This is a genomic window from Butyrivibrio fibrisolvens (assembly GCF_023206215.1).
In the GTDB taxonomy this organism is placed as follows: Bacteria; Bacillota; Clostridia; order Lachnospirales; family Lachnospiraceae; genus Butyrivibrio; species Butyrivibrio fibrisolvens_C.
On record NZ_CP065800.1, the window covers coordinates 851,041 to 868,544 of the forward strand.

General features: G+C 40.0%; 13 protein-coding genes. 11 read left to right on the top strand and 2 right to left on the bottom strand.

Annotated elements, in window-relative coordinates; all coding sequences use genetic code 11:
- Positions 1–84: 84 nt before the first annotated feature.
- From I7804_RS03450 to I7804_RS03470, 5 genes are all read left to right on the top strand, one after another.
- Positions 85–1,392, top strand: a complete 1,308-nt coding sequence (locus tag I7804_RS03450) for an exonuclease SbcCD subunit D (RefSeq protein WP_051164113.1) — start codon at positions 85–87, stop codon at positions 1,390–1,392.
- Positions 1,392–4,364: an AAA family ATPase gene (locus I7804_RS03455; RefSeq protein ID WP_248404967.1), complete on the top strand. Its 2,973-nt coding sequence runs from the start codon at positions 1,392–1,394 to the stop codon at positions 4,362–4,364. The genes I7804_RS03450 and I7804_RS03455 overlap by 1 nt, the downstream gene beginning before the upstream one ends.
- 53 nt (positions 4,365–4,417) lie before the next feature.
- Positions 4,418–5,062 carry a ribonuclease domain-containing protein gene (locus I7804_RS03460; protein ID WP_248404969.1) on the top strand — a complete coding sequence of 215 codons (645 nt, stop codon included), beginning with the start codon at positions 4,418–4,420 and terminating at the stop codon, positions 5,060–5,062.
- Positions 5,063–5,202: 140 nt separating this feature from the next.
- Positions 5,203–6,219: a barstar family protein gene (locus I7804_RS03465; protein WP_248404971.1), complete on the top strand. Its 1,017-nt coding sequence runs from the start codon at positions 5,203–5,205 to the stop codon at positions 6,217–6,219.
- A 91-nt stretch (positions 6,220–6,310) separates the two neighbouring features.
- A complete protein-coding gene (locus I7804_RS03470; protein WP_248404972.1) occupies positions 6,311–6,841 on the top strand; it encodes a nitroreductase family protein in 531 nt (176 codons plus the stop codon).
- Between the two features lie 341 nt (positions 6,842–7,182).
- On the opposite strand, the gene I7804_RS03475 is transcribed toward I7804_RS03470, so the two are convergent.
- Positions 7,183–7,725, bottom strand: a complete 543-nt coding sequence (locus I7804_RS03475) for a glutathione peroxidase (RefSeq protein WP_022756956.1) — start codon at positions 7,723–7,725, stop codon at positions 7,183–7,185.
- A gap of 274 nt (positions 7,726–7,999) precedes the next feature.
- Here I7804_RS03475 and I7804_RS03480 point away from each other — a divergent pair, with 274 nt between their 5' ends.
- The gene (locus I7804_RS03480) at positions 8,000–8,977 is read left to right on the top strand and encodes a 3'-5' exonuclease (protein WP_248404973.1); all 978 of its coding nucleotides are present in this window, start codon (positions 8,000–8,002) and stop codon (positions 8,975–8,977) included.
- A 108-nt stretch (positions 8,978–9,085) separates the two neighbouring features.
- Here I7804_RS03480 and I7804_RS03485 read toward each other — a convergent pair whose 3' ends face one another.
- The gene (locus I7804_RS03485; RefSeq protein ID WP_248404974.1) at positions 9,086–10,510 is read right to left on the bottom strand and encodes a D-alanyl-D-alanine carboxypeptidase family protein; all 1,425 of its coding nucleotides are present in this window, start codon (positions 10,508–10,510) and stop codon (positions 9,086–9,088) included.
- A gap of 397 nt (positions 10,511–10,907) precedes the next feature.
- On the opposite strand from I7804_RS03485, the gene trmB reads away from it, so the two are divergent.
- From trmB to nrdG, 5 genes are all read left to right on the top strand, one after another.
- The gene (trmB, locus tag I7804_RS03490; protein WP_022755279.1) at positions 10,908–11,546 is read left to right on the top strand and encodes a tRNA (guanosine(46)-N7)-methyltransferase TrmB; all 639 of its coding nucleotides are present in this window, start codon (positions 10,908–10,910) and stop codon (positions 11,544–11,546) included.
- Between the two features lie 188 nt (positions 11,547–11,734).
- Complete coding sequence (locus I7804_RS03495; RefSeq protein WP_248404975.1) at positions 11,735–12,757, top strand: SH3 domain-containing protein; 1,023 nt, start codon at positions 11,735–11,737, stop codon at positions 12,755–12,757.
- Positions 12,758–13,111: 354 nt separating this feature from the next.
- On the top strand, positions 13,112–13,963 hold the full coding sequence (murI, locus tag I7804_RS03500) for a glutamate racemase (RefSeq protein ID WP_022755281.1): 852 nt from the start codon (positions 13,112–13,114) through the stop codon (positions 13,961–13,963).
- Positions 13,964–14,296: 333 nt separating this feature from the next.
- Positions 14,297–16,522: an anaerobic ribonucleoside-triphosphate reductase gene (gene nrdD, locus I7804_RS03505; RefSeq protein ID WP_248404976.1), complete on the top strand. Its 2,226-nt coding sequence runs from the start codon at positions 14,297–14,299 to the stop codon at positions 16,520–16,522.
- Positions 16,523–16,926: 404 nt separating this feature from the next.
- A complete protein-coding gene (gene nrdG, locus I7804_RS03510) occupies positions 16,927–17,457 on the top strand; it encodes an anaerobic ribonucleoside-triphosphate reductase activating protein (protein ID WP_248404977.1) in 531 nt (176 codons plus the stop codon).
- Positions 17,458–17,504 lie beyond the last annotated feature (47 nt).

Consider the following 17,504-nt stretch of genomic DNA (forward strand, 5'->3'; position numbering starts at 1 on the left):
AGCTAAACAATTGTAAAAAAGTGGGGAATTTAGGGGACCTTCAGTTATTGCGGCCTTTTTTGGGAGGATAGAAAAGTGCGACTAATGCATTTATCAGATTTGCATCTTGGGATCAAGGTATACGAATTTGATCTTTTTGAAGATCAAAAGTATATGCTTGACAATATAATCAAAATTGCCATAGCCAAAGATGTAGATGGAATCATGATAAGCGGTGATGTATATGACAGACCTATTCCACCGGCAGAGTCTGTTGCACTTTTTGATTCATTTCTCACAAGATTATCAGATGAGGGCATAAAAGCATATATTACTTCCGGCAATCACGATTCCCAGGAGAGACTATCTTTTGGCTCCAAGCTTATGAACAAAAGTGGGATCTTTTTTGGCGGAACTTTTGACGGAACTGTTCCAAGGATGGATCTGGAAGATGAGTATGGTCAGGTTCACCTGTATATGCTGCCTTTTTTAAAGCCTTCTATTGTCAGAGCGCATATGGCAGATGATACCGGTAGCTCTGATAATATGAGAAGTGTTGAAAACAAAACTAATAGTATAACTGAAGATAATAAAAGCACGGATAACAATACCGGCGATATAAATGCTAATGATATATGTCCTGATGAGAACAGTGACTTGGATATTGATTCTAAGGATGCAATCAGCGCTAGAATATCCAAAGATGATATAACATCTTATCAGAAAGCGATAGATTATGTTTTATCCGGATTGCAGATTGATGAAAGTGCCCGCAATATAATCATGGCTCATCAGTTTGTAACTGGTGCAACCAGAAGTGATTCTGAAGAGATAAGTGTAGGCGGAGTAGATGAGATTAGTGCAGATAGCTTTGATTTATTTGACTATGTCGCACTTGGTCATATCCATACTCCCCAGATAATCGGTGGTAATGAGCATATAAGATATTGCGGAACTATGCTCAAATACTCCTTTTCCGAATGTAAGAAAAATAAAAGCGTTCCAATAATCACCCTTAAAGAAAAGGGCAATATTGATATTGAGCTTGCAGAACTTATCCCGCAAAGGGATATGAGAGAGATTAAAGGGACTTACCTTGATCTTACAGCAAAGAAAAATTATGCAGATACAAATACTGATGATTATATTCATGTGACACTTACTGATGAGGATGATGTTCCGGATGCTCTGGGAAGGCTCCGCTCCATATATCCCAATATCATGAAGCTTGATTATGACAACCTTCGTACAAGGGCTGTTTATAACAGTGAGATTCCAGATGAAGTCGAGAAGAAATCTCCTCTTGACCTATTCCAGGAGTTTTATAATCTGCAAAATGGACGTGATCTTACTTTGGAAGAGTCAACTTATGTTCAGTCACAGATTGAGAAGCTCTGGGAAGGAGGAGTCTGATGCGTCCGCTAAATCTTACGATTTCAGCTTTTGGTCCCTACAAGGATGAGACTTTTATAGATTTTACCAAGCTTGGCGAAAAAGGTATGTATCTGATCACAGGAGATACAGGTGCCGGCAAGACTACGATCTTTGATGCAATCTGCTTTGCGTTATACGGAGAACCCAGCGGAAGCAGCCGTGATCCCAGGATGTTTCGCTGTAAATATTCTGATGCTAAAGTCCCGACTTATGTGGAACTTCTTTTTTCATATCATGGCAAAGAGTACCGGATCAGAAGAAATCCGGAGTACGAAAGGCCTGCCCTTCGAGGCGGCGGAACTACAACCCAGAAAGCCGATGCACTTTTAGAACTTCCTGACGGGAGAGAGGCTGTCACCAAAACAAGCGAAGTTACCAAAGAGATTGAGAAGATAATAGGACTGTCCAAGGATCAGTTCACTCAGATCGCCATGATAGCTCAGGGCGATTTTATGAAACTGCTCTTATCAGATACCACAGAAAGGTCCAAGATATTCAGGCAGATCTTCATGACCGGCAGATATCAAAGGCTTCAGGAGATATTGAAAAAAGAGGCTAATAAAGCCGAAGATGATTATAAATTAAAATTGGCTATCGCTACCGAAAAAATAGCCCAGATCCAGGTAAAAAGCGAGGATCAGGAAGAGCAAAAGAGATTTCTTGAGTGCAGTAAAACTGATGAGATAGAAGCTTTTATTGATGATATAGATAAAGAGGACAAGGAAGATCTTAAGCTTTTTAGCAAAAAAGAAAGTGAGCTTAGAAAAAGCCTTGCAGATCTGAATAGATCTATCGGAGTAGCAACTGAGAGGAAGAAATCAGAAGATCTTCTTAACAAGAACAAAGCTGCACTTGAGAAAGCAAAGCCGGAATACGAAAGTGCCAAAGAAGATCTGAAGAATAAAGCCAAAGATTATAAAAAGAGCGAACCCCTTGCTATTATGATATCTTCTGAGAAAGAAAATCTATCATCCTATGACAAGCTCGATGAGACTCAAAATAGTATCCTTGAAGCTGAAAAGAAGTTATCAGCACTAAAAAAATCCAAAGAAGAGCTGGTAAACAAGGCAGCAGAACTTGAGAAAGAATATGCTGCTAAAAAGAAGGACCAGCAAAAACTCAAAGATGTTCCTGCAAGGAAGATCAAAGCTGAAGAAGAACTTGGCAAAATTAAAAATAAGGGCAAGGATGTTCAGGATATAGTTGTAGCTATTAAGAATGAATACCCTAAGGAAAAAGAGGAACTTTTAGATCTCCAGAAGGAATATCAGGATCAGGCAAAAAAATACGAACTGATCCAAAGAGAATATGAATCCAAAAACCGCCTTTTCCTTGATGCTCAGGCCGGAATACTGGCTGAAGGTTTATCTGAAGGTAAGCCTTGTCCTGTGTGCGGATCCACTGTTCATCCACATCTGGCAGTTTTGAAGCAGGAAGTTCCGCTTCAAAAAGATGTTGATGATGCTATGAATAGAGCAGAAAAGCAAAGAGCCTTAATGCAAAAGGCGGTGAGCCGCGCATCTGCAAAAAAAGCGGAAGTTAACAAGCTCTTTGATACGATCATTGATGATATTAAAAGCTATATAAATAAAGGCTTTATTGAAGATATCGAAGATGAACATAAAGATAATATTGAAGCTATTGATAACGGCGATATATCAAGAAGTGAAGATAAGAACATAGCTTCTGATAAAGGTGATGTATCAAGGCATGAAGATAAGGCAGATATTAGTTCTAACATAAGTAATATTGCAGCTATTTTAAGCGATGAGGAAGAGTTAAGATCCTCCAAAGAAAAGTATGAGATTCCTGAAGGTCTTTCAGATAGTCTCGGTCTTGAATTTGATAGTCTCAAAAAAGATCTTAAAGATGTAACTGCAGTTATTAAAAGCCTCAAAGAGGCTTCTGATCTTCTTGAATCTCTGACTGCAGAAATACCTGCATTTGAGAAGTCGATAAAAGAAGTATCTCAGATGCAAAATGAAAATGCGCTATCTTCAAAGGAACTTGAGACAACGATAACAGGACTTAAAGTCAGAGAAAAAGAATTAAAGAAATCTCTTACTTATGAGTCTAAAGAAAAAGCCCTTGAGCATATCAAAAAGCTGGAGCTTGAAAAAGAAGCAATAGATAAATCTTATAAAGATGCTGATGCAAAGGCAAGAGACTGCGAAAAGAAAGTCCAGGATCTTACAGGTCAGATAGCTGCTCTATCCAAAAATCTTGCAAAGGGCAAATCTGAAAATCTCGAAGAGCTTGAGGAAAGAAGGTCAGATCTTAACAAAGAGTATACTGATAATAACAAACTTCTTTCTTTAGTAAAAAATAGAATAGATAACAACAAAGAACTTAAAACCAAATTGTTATCACTTGGAACAGAGCTTGAAACTCTGGAACATGAGTTTACATATAAGAAGATAATATCCCAGACAGCTAATGGTAATCTTAGTGGTAAAGCTAAGATCATGCTTGAAACCTATATACAGAGAAGCTTTTTTGACAGGATCATAAACAGGGCCAATGTGAGATTTATGACTATGTCAGGTGGCCACTACGAACTTGTAAGAAGAGATGAGGATAATATCAAATCCCAGTCGGGACTTGAGCTTGATGTTATCGATCATTATAATGGCGGAACCAGAAGTGTAAGGACATTGTCCGGCGGTGAATCCTTCATGGCTTCATTATCTCTTGCGCTGGGACTTTCTGATGAGATACAGAGAAGTGCGGGCGGAATCCAGCTGGATACTATGTTTGTAGATGAGGGCTTTGGATCACTTGATGATGCAACTTTGGATCAGGCGATCAGTTCACTTGCGTCACTTTCTGAAGGTAACAGACTTGTGGGTATCATCTCACATGTCGGAGAACTTAAGGAGAGGATCGATAAACAGCTAGTGGTAACTGTAACGCAGGGTAAGGGAAGCTTCATTGAGTGCCGCACCGAGTGAGAATCGCGGGGGGATCGCGGCAGGATATTGAGAATCAGCTAGAAGGTATATATATGTATAATTTAAAAAAGATATTATCAGTAATAATTATATTGGCTTTTGGACTTACTGGATGTAGGGCAGCAGATATTAAAGTTGATGAGAATTCCGATAAGAGTGCGGGTGTTGATGTTACTTCAGTTGCTGGTGTTGAAGGTACAGAAGATAGCGCTAGGGAGCTGGAGTATTTAGAAGCATCTGATGAAGACGATTTGGAAGATGGCATTGGCGATGGGCTTAGTGATTCTGATGAAGATGAGAATGTCACTTCGGCGGGGGATCTTAACCAGCTTGATGAAGATGGATATTATTATGATGTCGAGAGTGTTGTCCTATATCTTGATACATTTGATCATCTTCCAGGCAATTATATTACTAAGTCTGAAGCTAAGGCTCTTGGCTGGGAAGGTGGTTCTGTTGAAGATTACATGGAAGGCGGTGCCATTGGCGGCGACAGATTTGGTAATCGTGAGGGGATTCTTCCTGACAACTCCTATACAGAATGCGATATAGATACAGACGGTGAGAGTAGCAGAGGTGCCAAAAGGCTTGTTTTTACAGATGATGGCCAGTACTATTACACAGAAGATCACTATGATTCATTTACCGAGATTATCATAGTCGATGGTGAGATTGAATACGGTGAGGTATATAATTAATTAAGACTTTTGCCTGAACAGGGCAGTAAAGTGTGAAAATGAACTATATACTGCCGCTCCTGCAAAAACTCTGGTGATACTGCTTTGTCCAGGCAGATAGCATAAACTTACGTACATGATGAAAGATAGAGAGGTTTGATATGCAGAAAGTTTATACGATTGATCTAAGCATGTTGGTAGAACTTGATAAAGAAGAGATATACGATCTTCTTAAAGAAAAGCTCCATCTTCCTGATTATTGCGGCACTAATTTAGATGCTCTCTATGATGCGCTCACTGAGATTGGAGAGTGTGATATTAATATCATCGACTGCAGGAAAGATGATAATGAAGGTTCACGTGATGATAGCAGCAAGTCACCGGATAGTTCAAATACAGGATCCAAGTATAGCTATATAGATAAGATCAAAAAGGTATTTGAAGATGCATCTGAGCTTAATCCTGATATCAATCTCCATATCATTACCGGTAAGTATCTGTCCAGATATATAAGCCTTTATGACTATGAATATCAAAAAGGCAGGCATTATCTTAATGCAAGCAGAAGATCTCCCGAGCGCCTTGTATGTACCAAGTCTTCAGAAGAATTTAAAAATATGATTCCGGATGCAGTCAGCTGTCTTGTAATAATAGACAATGGCCTATATGATGAGCCAAGGCTCTTACTATCCAGAGAATACAGATATCCTACAGGGCAGTTCCTTTTAAGTGTTCCTGCAGGTTTGATAGATGCAGATGATGCTAAGTCTTATGATAGCAATAGTTCATCCTGCAAATGTAATGATGAAAAAGCTGTAGATACTTTTTCCAATATGACTCCTGCTATGAGGGCAGCAGTCAGAGAGATCAAGGAAGAAACCGGAATAGAACTTACAGACAAAGATATTATAAAAACTGTAAATCCGCTTGTATTCAGTACTCCCGGCATGACTGATGAAAGTAATGCTCTTGTATCTGTCATCATCAGGTCCGATATAGAAGGACAGCTCTCACAGGACGGTGCTGAAGGATCAGAACTCTTTGACGGATTTGAACTTCTTACCAAAGAAAAGGCAAGAGAGATCTTGAAAAATGGCGTTGATGATAACGGGATCTTCTACAGTGTATATACATGTATAGCTTTAATGTATTACGTATCCGACCTGTGGAAGGAGTAAAATAATCATAAATAACCTCATGTCGCGAGCAAAGCTAGTGTGCTGGCTCCTTCATATTTGATCAAATCATAAATCCATGGGAGGAAAGATAATGGGAAGCGTATTTGAAGTAATCAAAGAAAGATCATCAACCAGAGGCTATACAGAAGATAAGCTATCTGAAGTAGAACTTAATACTGTACTCGAAGCAGGTCTTCATGCACCTACAGGTATGAACAAACAGGAGATCCACTTTACAGTTGTAAGCGGAGATAATGAGATTCTTGCCCAGATCGAAGCTGAGAAGAACCGTTTAAGAAATCTTGATAAAGTAGAGCATAACTTCTATTATGAAGCACCTACAGTTATCCTTCTTAGTGCTGAGTCAGGATTTAAGTGGAGTCACGTTGATGCAGGAATCGCTGTAGAGAATATGGCACTTGCAGCAACAGAACTTGGCCTTGGCAATCTCATCATTGGATGTATCTACGATGTTCTTCATGGTGACAAAAAAGACTATTTTGCCAAGAAGCTTTCACTTCCTGAAGGCTATGAATTCGAGATAGCTCTGGCAGTCGGTCACAAAGCAGTAACCAAAGAGCCTCACACATTTGATAAGGACAAGCAGGTAACAATACTTTAAGACATAGAAAAAGCGTCGGCAAAATGCTGACGCTTTTTCTATATCAATTTCAACTATTAAACAGACTCCATTCCTTGGAACAGCGTTTGGACGGGTGTTTAAAAAATATTTTCATGTTCTTTTGAAGGTGTTATTAAATTCAAGAGCTTGATAGATGGATATTTATATTCTTCTTAGGGTCTGCATGTTTGAGCGAAGCGAGTTTCAGACCCTAGAATATAAATATCCAGATATCATGCCTTGAATTATAACACCTTCAAGAACATTAAAATATTTTTTAAACACCCGTCCAAACGCTGTTCCAAGGAATGGAGTCTGTCCTTTACGATAAGGTTATAGTATCAGATAAGAGATGCAACGCACTTCTTTACATCGTCCATAGAAGCTGTGGGCTCAAATCTTGCTACAACTTCGCCCTTGCGGTCAACGATGAACTTTGTGAAGTTCCATTTGATATTAGGATTTTTCTTGTAATCCTTGTCTATAGTCTTGAGCATTGCGCTCATAGCCAGTGCCTTTGCACCCTTACCAAATCCTTCAAAGCCCTTCTGGCTCTTGAGGTATTCATACAGAGGAAGCTGATTGTCACCATTAACGTCAGACTTCTTCATCTGAGGGAACTGTGTGTTGTACTTAAGTGTGCAGAACTCATGGATCTCTTCATCAGAACCGGGTGTCTGTCCTGCAAACTGGTTACATGGAACATCTACAACTTCAAAACCCTTGTCATGAAACTCTTCATAGATACTCTCGATATCTTCATACTGAGGTGTGAATCCGCATCCGGTTGCGGTATTAACAACCATAACAACTTTGCCTTCAAAATCCTTCATAGAAACTTCTTCACCTTTGGTATTAGGTACACTGTAATCATAGAATCCCATTTTAATCTCCAATCTGCGGGATAGGCCCGCGCTATAATATTACGGCAGAATATATATCGGTATACTCTGTCAAAGGATCAATTATCATGATGCAATTATATTGCACACAATATAAAATGTCAATATCATTTTTCCGATAATATTTTTAGTATAAATAACGCAGCTTTGTCCAGGTTTGAAGTCTGGAAATAATTCGCGCTGCAGCACGACAAATCTTTGCCATATACTACAGGTTCACTGTATAATATATATGCTTATATAGAGGAAATGATTTATGTCGAATTATATTGTTTTTGACCTTGAGTGGAATCAGGGTGAGACCGTAAGGGAGCAGGAACTTAAAGAGCTACCCTTCGAGATAATTGAAATAGGCGCAGTAAGGCTTAATGAAGACCGTGAAGTGACCGGAACTTTTTCAAAGCTTATACATCCAAAGGTCTATAAGACCATGCACCAGATAACCGGCAAGATCATCCATCTTACAATGGACGATCTTAAAGATGCGGATCCTTTTACTACAGTTATTGCTGATTTTCTTGAATGGTGCGGAGAAGATCCTATATTCTGCAGCTGGGGAACGCTTGACCTTCCGGAGCTTCAGCGCAACATGGATTATTATGATCTCGAGCCTTTGTCAGACGGGCCGATCGAGTTCATGGATGTTCAGAAGCTTTTTTCCCTGGCGTTTGAAGATGGTAAATCCAGAAGATCCCTTGAATATGGAATAGACTTCCTAAAGTTAAGTAAGGATCAGGCTTTCCATAGGGCATTGTCAGATGCAAGTTATACTGCAGAGATCTTTAAGGCGATTCCGGACAAATTTCTTCGCTATGTGTCTTTTGACAATTATGTGACTCCCAAGGATAAGCGCCAGGAGATCCACATAGTCTTTGACAATTACGCCAAGTATATATCAAGAGAATTCTCTGATAAGGAAGAACTTTTAAAAGATCCTGAGGTTATCAGTACCAGATGTTATCTGTGTCACAAGAATCTTCGCCGTAAGATCAGGTGGTTTTCACCAAATGGCAAGCACTACTATGCATTGTCCACATGTCCCAAGCACGGCTTTATGAAGTCCAAGATAAGGGTCAAAAAAGCTGAGGGTGGCGGCTGCTATGCTGTTAAGACCAGCAAATTTGTAGATGCCGACGGAGTGCAGGATATAAGGCAGAAGCAGCTTAGAGCCAAGGCTCACTCAAGGCGTGTCAAGAACAATGCTGAGAAGAAAAAGAGCAGCAAAGATCTGTAAATATTGAAATAGAAGTTCGGTAAAAAGCTGACACTTGTAATAATAAACGCCTGTCATTGCATCCGCATTTGTGTGGCTGCAGTGACAGGCGCTTATTTTATATGATCATTATTTCTTTCGTGGCTTTTTATAAGTAAGCTTGTGCTGTTTTAAAAGTTTTTGTCTTCTTTTATATCTTCTCCTCTCCTGGGGATCGTTGCCTGCATAATGAAGGGACTGTATGAAAGCGTGCAGGTTGAGGACGAAGATTATACTTCCGGCAACAACAGATACGATTATGATTATGAGCTTCACGTCAACATAGATCGACTGATTAGGCGTTATCTTACTATCTGTTTTAGTATTTGAGAAAGAGAACGAAGTCTGGGAGCTGCCGGTAATGATCCTTGCAGTTCCTACGCTTACGCCGTTGTACAGGTAGTTCACAACTGCGATGGTTCCCGAAGGCTGACCTGTAACATCAGTCGATACTTCCGAAGTGCAGTCATCTATAGATGCTGTGATTGGAAGTATTATAGAGTCATCATCGTTCCACTGTATAACATTGCCTGAGTATCCGAAGATGTCATTATCTGAGGCAAAAAAGCTCGTGTCTTCAGGAATGTAGTAATTATCAGTCTCTGCAACGTTTACTATTTGGAAATTATTGAAGCCGTAATCAAAGAGTGTTGCTGTATCTGTAAACTGATAAGGGGACTCTTCTTTTAGGACAACGCATACAAGTTTCATTCCATTGCGTGATGCGCAGGTTACAAGTGTCTCTCTGGCTTCATCGGTGTAACCGGTCTTGCCGCCAAGTATGCCGTCATAGGATATCTCACCATTTATAAGTTTGTGCTTATTGGTTATATAAAAGTCGTCAGGCTGAGTATCAGTCGGTGTGAAGTGGTATCTTGCAGTATTGCCTATACTAGAAAGAAGCTCGTTTGAAAAAAAGGCACCGGCTATAAGCGCCAGGTCATGAGCGCTTGTATAATGGTCTTCATTAAAAAGACCGTTGGCATTAACAAAATGAGAATGAGTACACCCAAGTTCTTCAGCTCTTTTGTTCATAAGATCAGCAAAATCATCCAAAGATCCTGCAACATGCTCTGCTACTGCATTGGCACATTCATTTGCAGAACCGACCATGATTCCGTACAGACACTGCTCAAGAGTCATTGATTCTCCTGCATCTATTCCTATATTGGAACCATCTCTTGGAACAGAATGAACAGCATCATAAGAGAAGGTTACCATATCATTCATGTCTGCATTCTCTGCAGCAATAAGACAAGTGAGCATTTTGGTCGTACTTGCAGGATACAGCTCTTCGTCTATGTTTTTGGCATAGAGGATAGTACCTGTGTTGACTTCCATAAGTATGGCAGCCTGAGCTCCTATTGCCGGACCTTCCGGCCAGTTGTCAGTATTATTGGACTGGATCTCGAGCTTTTTGCGCTCTTCCATGGCAGCAGTATAATCGGGCGCCGCTACTGCTTCTATATAGCATCCGGGCACAGACATAGAGAAAAACAGCAAAGCCGCAGCCACAAATAAGATGCTTTTTAGAGAGGAAAAGAAAATATTTTTTTATTATATCTATAAATATATTTATAAAAATCAGAAAACATTGCTCATCTGACCTTTCGCATTTGTAATATATTCTGTTCGTTTTGGTACATCCTTCATTAAGTTTGAAAGTGTTCCACTTTCAAACCCAAATTGATGACGCGAGCTCCATCAATTTGAACCATTAGTCACTCGTTTCACTCGCGACATGAGGTTAATGGCTTAGAAAAAGCGCATATTGAGGATCCGTACAAATGTTTACGAACAGGTAATAATTTGTTTATCAAATAAGTTTGACATATACTAGTAAAATTATACATAATAGTTGGTGAGTTTGAAAGTACACAAACATAATAAAAAGTAAGGAAATGTAATAAATATGCGACTTAGAAACATACCCGGAGCGCGTGAAAAAATAGCTGAAAATGAATGGTCCATCAAGGAACCTGAACAATATAAGGGAAAATGGAACGAAGTTTTTGGAAACGATAATCCTATAAGGATCGAAGTTGGAATGGGTAAGGGCCGTTTTATCATGACACTTGCTCAGATGAATCCTGATGTTAACTATATCGGAATCGAGAAATATTCAAGCGTAATGCTTAGAGGCCTTCAGAAGCAGGAAGAGCTCCAGCTTCCCAATATCCGTTTTATCAGAATGGAAGCCGAGGTTCTGACAGAGGTTTTTGGTAAGGGCGAGATTGACAGGATATATCTTAACTTCTCAGATCCATGGCCCAAGGACAGACATGCTAAGAGGCGTCTTCCTTCAAGAGAATTCCTTCACAGATATGATGAGATTTTGAAAAAAGACGGAGTTGTAGAATTCAAAACTGACAACACAGATCTTTTTGCATTTGCACTTGAAGAAGTAGAGCCTGCAGGATGGCATCTTGATCAGGTAACACATGATCTTCATAACGATCCTGTTATGAACGAAGGGAACGTTATGACAGAATATGAAGAGAAGTTTTCATCGATGGGTAATCCTATCTGCAAATATGTTGTAAGCAGGTAAGGAAATAATTAAAAAGTGTTTATTCTATTTTTTTATATGACATGTCGCTGGTGTACTGTCTTATTTGCATTTGATCATATATGAGCAAGTCAGCACCGGGAGTTATATATAAGGCCGATATCAGGTATAGGGGTGTCTGATGTTGGTTTGGGTAGAAGCTATATTGGGAGAGGAACAAGAGGACGATTATGGCAGAGAAGATTCTCAACATTAATGATTTTAAAAAAGATGAAGCCGGTATTGATAATAAGGCAGGTGTGCCATCAAAGACCGCACCACTAAGAACACCCTATGTTAGACCTGATGAAATGAATCCCGACGATATTCAGATTGAGGATCCTATGAATTTCCTGACATCTGAAGAGAAACAGGAATATATAAAGGCTCATCAGGAGACCATCCTTAGAAATAGAGCTGTCAATGAAGTAAGGCGTGAAGTTAACAACCAAAGGAATGCCCAGTATCAAAGAAAACAGGCTATTAATCAGGGTTCTTACAGTCAGGATCAAAGATTTTCTTATCCAAACGGTTATCAAAATGGTGGCCAGTCAGGATATAACGGAACCGGATATTCAGGCAGACCTTCTGATAATTATGATGAAAGTTATGATGATAACTATCAGGATGAATACTATGAAGATTATCAGGGTAGTTATGAAGATGGCTATGATAACGGCGGATACTACGAAGGTGATCAAGACTACAACGATGGATATCAAGTCAGTCAGCAAGGCTATGACCAGGGATATGAAGATCAGATGTATCAGGACCGCGCTGATTATGAAGAATACGAAGAGGATATGGAAGGCGGCCAGGACAAGATGGCTGTTATCACCAAAATCCTTGCAGGTTTTACTGCTATTCTTATAATCGTGATTGCTATCATGTTCATATTTAATAAAGTCAATGACCCTGCAAATGAGAAGGAAGCCGGAGATGAATTTGCATATACAGGTGATAATACAGTAGCAGAGGAGTCTCAGGGTCAGTCTGAAACTAATACACAGGAGACTGTATCCGGAACAACCGTATATACTACCAATGGTCTTAACCTTAGAACATCTCCAGAGAAGACTGATACCAACAAGGCTATGTCAGTACAGGCGGGAACAGAGCTTACGCTTGTAGGTGAAGAGAATGGCTGGGCCAAGGTTTATTATCAGGGCCAGTACTACTTCTGTTCCAAGGATTATCTGTCAGAGATTAAGTAACTAAAGATTTGTGCTTGGATATCAGTATGTACAAGTGGGAATTTTTTTAATAATGTCAGAAAAATATTACACAGTAAGATACACAAAGAAAAAGGACAGAATAGTCAAATCTACAATAATAAATTAATCTTAACGCAAAACCGTTTTCTGGTGTATTTTGGAATATGCCCATATGCGCGGCTTTTGGAGCGCTTTTTGGTCAGGATTAATCAGAATAACATTTCAGCACTTTTATACATTGTCACTGATTGTGGAATAGAATATTATTAATGAGGACAGAAACGGAGGCAGCAGTTACTGCCTCTATTTCTATGCCAGAAGGCTTTAAATACAAGCATTTGTGACATTTCAAGCATGATTTCGCAGGCAAAGAAGAGTGATCGTATGAAGATAGGAATATTTGATTCGGGTTTTGGAGGCCTTTCAGTATTACACGAGGCATACCATAGACTTGGCGCAACTGAATATCTTTTTTATGCAGATCTTGATCATGTTCCTTATGGTCTTAAGACTTCGGACCAGATCAAAGATTATACAAGGCACATCACAAGATTCCTTATAGATAAGGGAGCAGATGCTATTGTAATAGCTTGTAATACTGCAACTGCAGTAGCTGTAGAGGATCTTAGAAGAGAGTTTTCTCTTCCTATTCTTGGTATGGAACCTGCTGTAAAACCTGCAGTGGAGGAGACTTCTTCCAAAAAGCGTATTCTTGTTATCGCTACTCCTGTGACTATCAGGGAGAAGAAGCTTTCACATCTTCTTGAGAGAGTTGATGAGGATCACAGAGTAGATCTTCTGGCTATGCCGCACCTTGTAACATTTGCAGAAAATGAGCAGTTTGAAGGTCCTGAAGTAGACGAGTATATCCACGAACAGTTTGCTTCTTTTGACTTGTCCAAATATCAGGCTCTTGTACTTGGGTGCACACATTTCAATTATTTCAAGCCTTCTTACAAGAAGGTTTTTGGTGACGATATCCATCTTATAGATGGTAATGTCGGTACTATAAGACATCTGGCTGATGTATGCGGCCTTGAATATAATGCCAGAGAGGCAGCCAGAGTTTCATTTTCAGATACGGATAGTATGCTTCATGATATAGAAACACAATATTTTGTGTCCGGTAATCCGATAACTGAAAAAAATCTACTAAATCATGTACTTCGCATGCATAATAGGCTGGAAGCGGTAAGAGACCTGTAAGGCAGATGCTTTTTATACATCAATCGTCTTAATTTTGTGCAATATTACACGGAATAAAGTTTCTCTAACCACTTGAAAATGCCCACATTTTGTATTAACATTTATGTGTAAACACAATATATAGTAATTAAGTATCAATTCACGATAGTTTTACTTATATATTTTCCAAAATTTTTCAAGTACAATTTATTTTTCCAAATAAATAAAATCTTAGATCTATGGTCTAAGTGATTATATCAGCATGAAGTGATCAGGCGGGTGTTTTGGAACCGTGATAGGGACTGGTTTGTCTTTTTTGCTGTGCATTAATAAAAAGGGACTAGGAGGGGCTCCATGAAAATCATTAAAAGAAGTGGCGAAGAGGTTATATTTGATGGTGGCAAGATAATTGCGGCTATTAAGAAGGCTAATCTCACTGTCACTGAGGATAAGCGTCTTTCTGATGAGGATATCATCCGCATTGAGAAAGAGGTTGAAGCTAAGTGCAATAATCTGACACGTGCAGCTAACGTTGAAGAGATCCAGGATCTTGTAGAGAACGCACTTATGGATGCCGGCAGCAATGATGTTGCACGTAAATACATAACATATCGTTATCAGCATGCTCTTATGCGTAAGTCCAATACAACTGATGATAAGATCATGTCACTTATCGAGTGCAATAACGAAGAGGTTAAGCAGGAGAATTCAAACAAGAATCCTACTGTTAACAGTGTTCAGCGTGACTATATGGCAGGCGAAGTAAGCCGCGATATCACAAGGCGTTTCCTTCTTCCTCCTGAAGTAGTCAAAGCTCATGAAGAGGGTATCATCCATTTCCATGATTCAGATTATTTTGCACAGCACATGCACAACTGCTGTCTGGTCAATCTTGAAGACATGTTGCAGAATGGTACCGTTATCTCTGAAACTCTTATCGAGCCTCCAAAGAGCTTCTCAACTGCATGTAATATCGCAACTCAGGCTATAGCCCAGATTGCAAGCTCCCAGTACGGTGGACAGTCGATCACACTTTCACATCTCGTGCCCTTCGTAGATGTAAGCCGTCAGAAATTCCGCAAGCAGGTTCGTATGGAACTTGAGCAGGCCGGTATCGAGGCTACAGACGAGAAGATTGACGAGATCGCTGAGATGCGTGTTCGTAAGGAGATCAAGGACGGTGTTCAGGAGATCCAGTATCAGGTTATCACTCTGATGACAACCAATGGTCAGGCTCCATTCATCACAGTATTCATGTATCTTGATGAGGTTCCTGAAGGACAGCTTCGTGACGACCTTGCAGCAGTTATCGAAGAGATGCTCAAACAGCGTATACAGGGAGTTAAGAACGAGAAGGGTGTTTATATCACTCCGGCTTTCCCTAAGCTTATATATGTTCTTGACGAAGATAATATAACTCCTGATTCCAAATACTGGCACATCACACAGCTTGCAGCCAAGTGCACAGCTAAGCGTATGGTACCTGATTATATATCCGCCAAGAAGATGCGTGAGTACAAAAACGGCGATGTATATCCTTGCATGGGATGCAGATCTTTCCTTACACCTGATACAGAGGGCCTTGGAGTAAATGGCGCCCACAAGTATTACGGACGTTTCAATCAGGGCGTTGTTACTTTAAATCTTGTTGATGTAGCCTGCTCTTCAGGCCGGGATGAGGATAAGTTCTGGAAGCTGATGGAAGAAAGAACTCAGCTGTGCTATGAAGCTCTTATGTGCAGACATAAAAGGCTCCTTGGAACTCCAAGTGATGTAGCTCCTATCCTCTGGCAGTTCGGCGCACTTGCAAGACTTAAAAAAGGCGAGACAATAGACAAGCTTCTTTTTGGTAACTACTCAACAATAAGCCTTGGCTATGCCGGTCTATATGAATGTACCAAGTTCATGAAGGGTGTATCTCATACAGATGCAGATGGCAAGGAGTTCGCACTTAAGGTTATGCAGTTCCTCAATGATAAGTGCGCTAAGTGGAAAGAAGAGACCAATATCTCATTCTCACTTTATGGAACACCACTTGAATCAACAACTTATAAGTTTGCAAAGTGCCTCCAGAAGAGATTTGGAATGATCCCCGGAGTTACAGACAAGAACTATATTACCAACAGTTATCACGTACATGTAGCTGAGAAGATAGATGCCTTCTCTAAGCTCAAGTTCGAGTCAGAGTTCCAGGCATTATCACCCGGTGGAGCTATCAGCTATGTAGAAGTTCCTAATATGATGGATAACATCGATGCGGTTCTTTCTATTATGCAGTATATATACGAGAACATCATGTACGCAGAACTTAATACCAAGTCAGACTACTGTCAGTGCTGCGGTTATACCGGAGAGATCCAGATCGTCACTGACGAGGATGGTAAGCTTGTATGGGAGTGCCCTAACTGCGGCAACCGTAATCAGGACAAGATGAATGTTGCAAGACGTACCTGCGGCTACATCGGAACTCAGTACTGGAATCAGGGGCGTACTCAGGAGATCAAGGAAAGAGTTCTGCATGTATCCAATGAAACATTAGTACCTGAAACAAAAGAGGCAGAAGAAACAGTTAACGTATAATAAGATCTTTGCAAAGATCTGAAAACTCTTTTTAAAAAACGAATACCCAAAACTGTGAATAAGTTATGATATTCACAGGTCAAAGGATTATTATCTCGTAGCGAGTTGCGGTATACTCGGTATGGAAATAGTGGTATGGGGAGCATGAGGCCGGATTTATGATCCGGCCTCATGTGCGTTAATAATAAAACTACGCGCAGCGTGAAGTTAAGTTTGAAAGTGTTCCACTTTCAAAACTAAATTGGTGACTTTAGCTTCGCCAATTTGAAACATTAGTCACTCGCTTTGCTAGCGACATGAGGTTAAGTTTGAAAATGTTCCATTTTCAAACCCAAATTGATGACGCGAGCTCCATCAATTTGAACCATTAGTCACTCGCTTTGCTCGCGACATGAGGTTAAAATATGAACTACGGACAGATTATAAAAAATGATGTTGCCAATGGTATTGGATGCAGGACATCACTCTTTGTGTCAGGATGTACTCATCACTGCAAAGGGTGCTTCAATGAGATGACCTGGGATTTTGAATACGGGCTTAAATTCACTAAGGATGTAGAAGATGACATCATAGAGTCTTTGAAGCCTGCATATATATCCGGTATCACGATCCTTGGCGGTGAACCTATGGAGATCAGGAATCAGGAGGTTCTAAGGCCTTTCATAGAAAGGATCAAGAAGGAAGTTCCAAAAGCAACTGTGTGGATCTATTCAGGTTATGTCTGGGAAGAGCTTACGGATCCAGACAATAAGAGGTGTCACGGCGCTGATACGGATGCAATCTTGTCAATGACAGATATTCTGGTTGATGGGGAGTTTGTACTTGCCAAAAAAGATATGATGCTTAGATTCAGAGGCTCAAGTAATCAAAGGATTATAGATGTACCCGCCACCCTCAAGGAAGGACAGATAGTAATGTCGGAGTATAATCAGTAGACTGCTGCGCTGAGGATATTGCTACTGTTAGGGCAGAATATATAAAA

Bases quoted from the DNA above. Each gene is read 5' to 3' on its own strand.
- I7804_RS03480 (WP_248404973.1), top strand. From the start codon at position 8,000: ATGTCGAATTATATTGTTTTTGACCTTGAGTGGAATCAGGGTGAGACC.
- nrdG (WP_248404977.1), top strand. From the start codon at position 16,927: ATGAACTACGGACAGATTATAAAAAATGATGTTGCCAATGGTATTGGA.
- I7804_RS03475 (WP_022756956.1), bottom strand. From the start codon at position 7,725: ATGGGATTCTATGATTACAGTGTACCTAATACCAAAGGTGAAGAAGTT.
- I7804_RS03495 (WP_248404975.1), top strand. From the start codon at position 11,735: ATGGCAGAGAAGATTCTCAACATTAATGATTTTAAAAAAGATGAAGCC.
- murI (WP_022755281.1), top strand. From the start codon at position 13,112: ATGATTTCGCAGGCAAAGAAGAGTGATCGTATGAAGATAGGAATATTT.
- I7804_RS03455 (WP_248404967.1), top strand. From the start codon at position 1,392: ATGCGTCCGCTAAATCTTACGATTTCAGCTTTTGGTCCCTACAAGGAT.
- trmB (WP_022755279.1), top strand. From the start codon at position 10,908: ATGCGACTTAGAAACATACCCGGAGCGCGTGAAAAAATAGCTGAAAAT.
- nrdD (WP_248404976.1), top strand. From the start codon at position 14,297: ATGAAAATCATTAAAAGAAGTGGCGAAGAGGTTATATTTGATGGTGGC.
- I7804_RS03450 (WP_051164113.1), top strand. From the start codon at position 85: ATGCATTTATCAGATTTGCATCTTGGGATCAAGGTATACGAATTTGAT.
- I7804_RS03465 (WP_248404971.1), top strand. From the start codon at position 5,203: ATGCAGAAAGTTTATACGATTGATCTAAGCATGTTGGTAGAACTTGAT.
- I7804_RS03470 (WP_248404972.1), top strand. From the start codon at position 6,311: ATGGGAAGCGTATTTGAAGTAATCAAAGAAAGATCATCAACCAGAGGC.
- I7804_RS03460 (WP_248404969.1), top strand. From the start codon at position 4,418: ATGTATAATTTAAAAAAGATATTATCAGTAATAATTATATTGGCTTTT.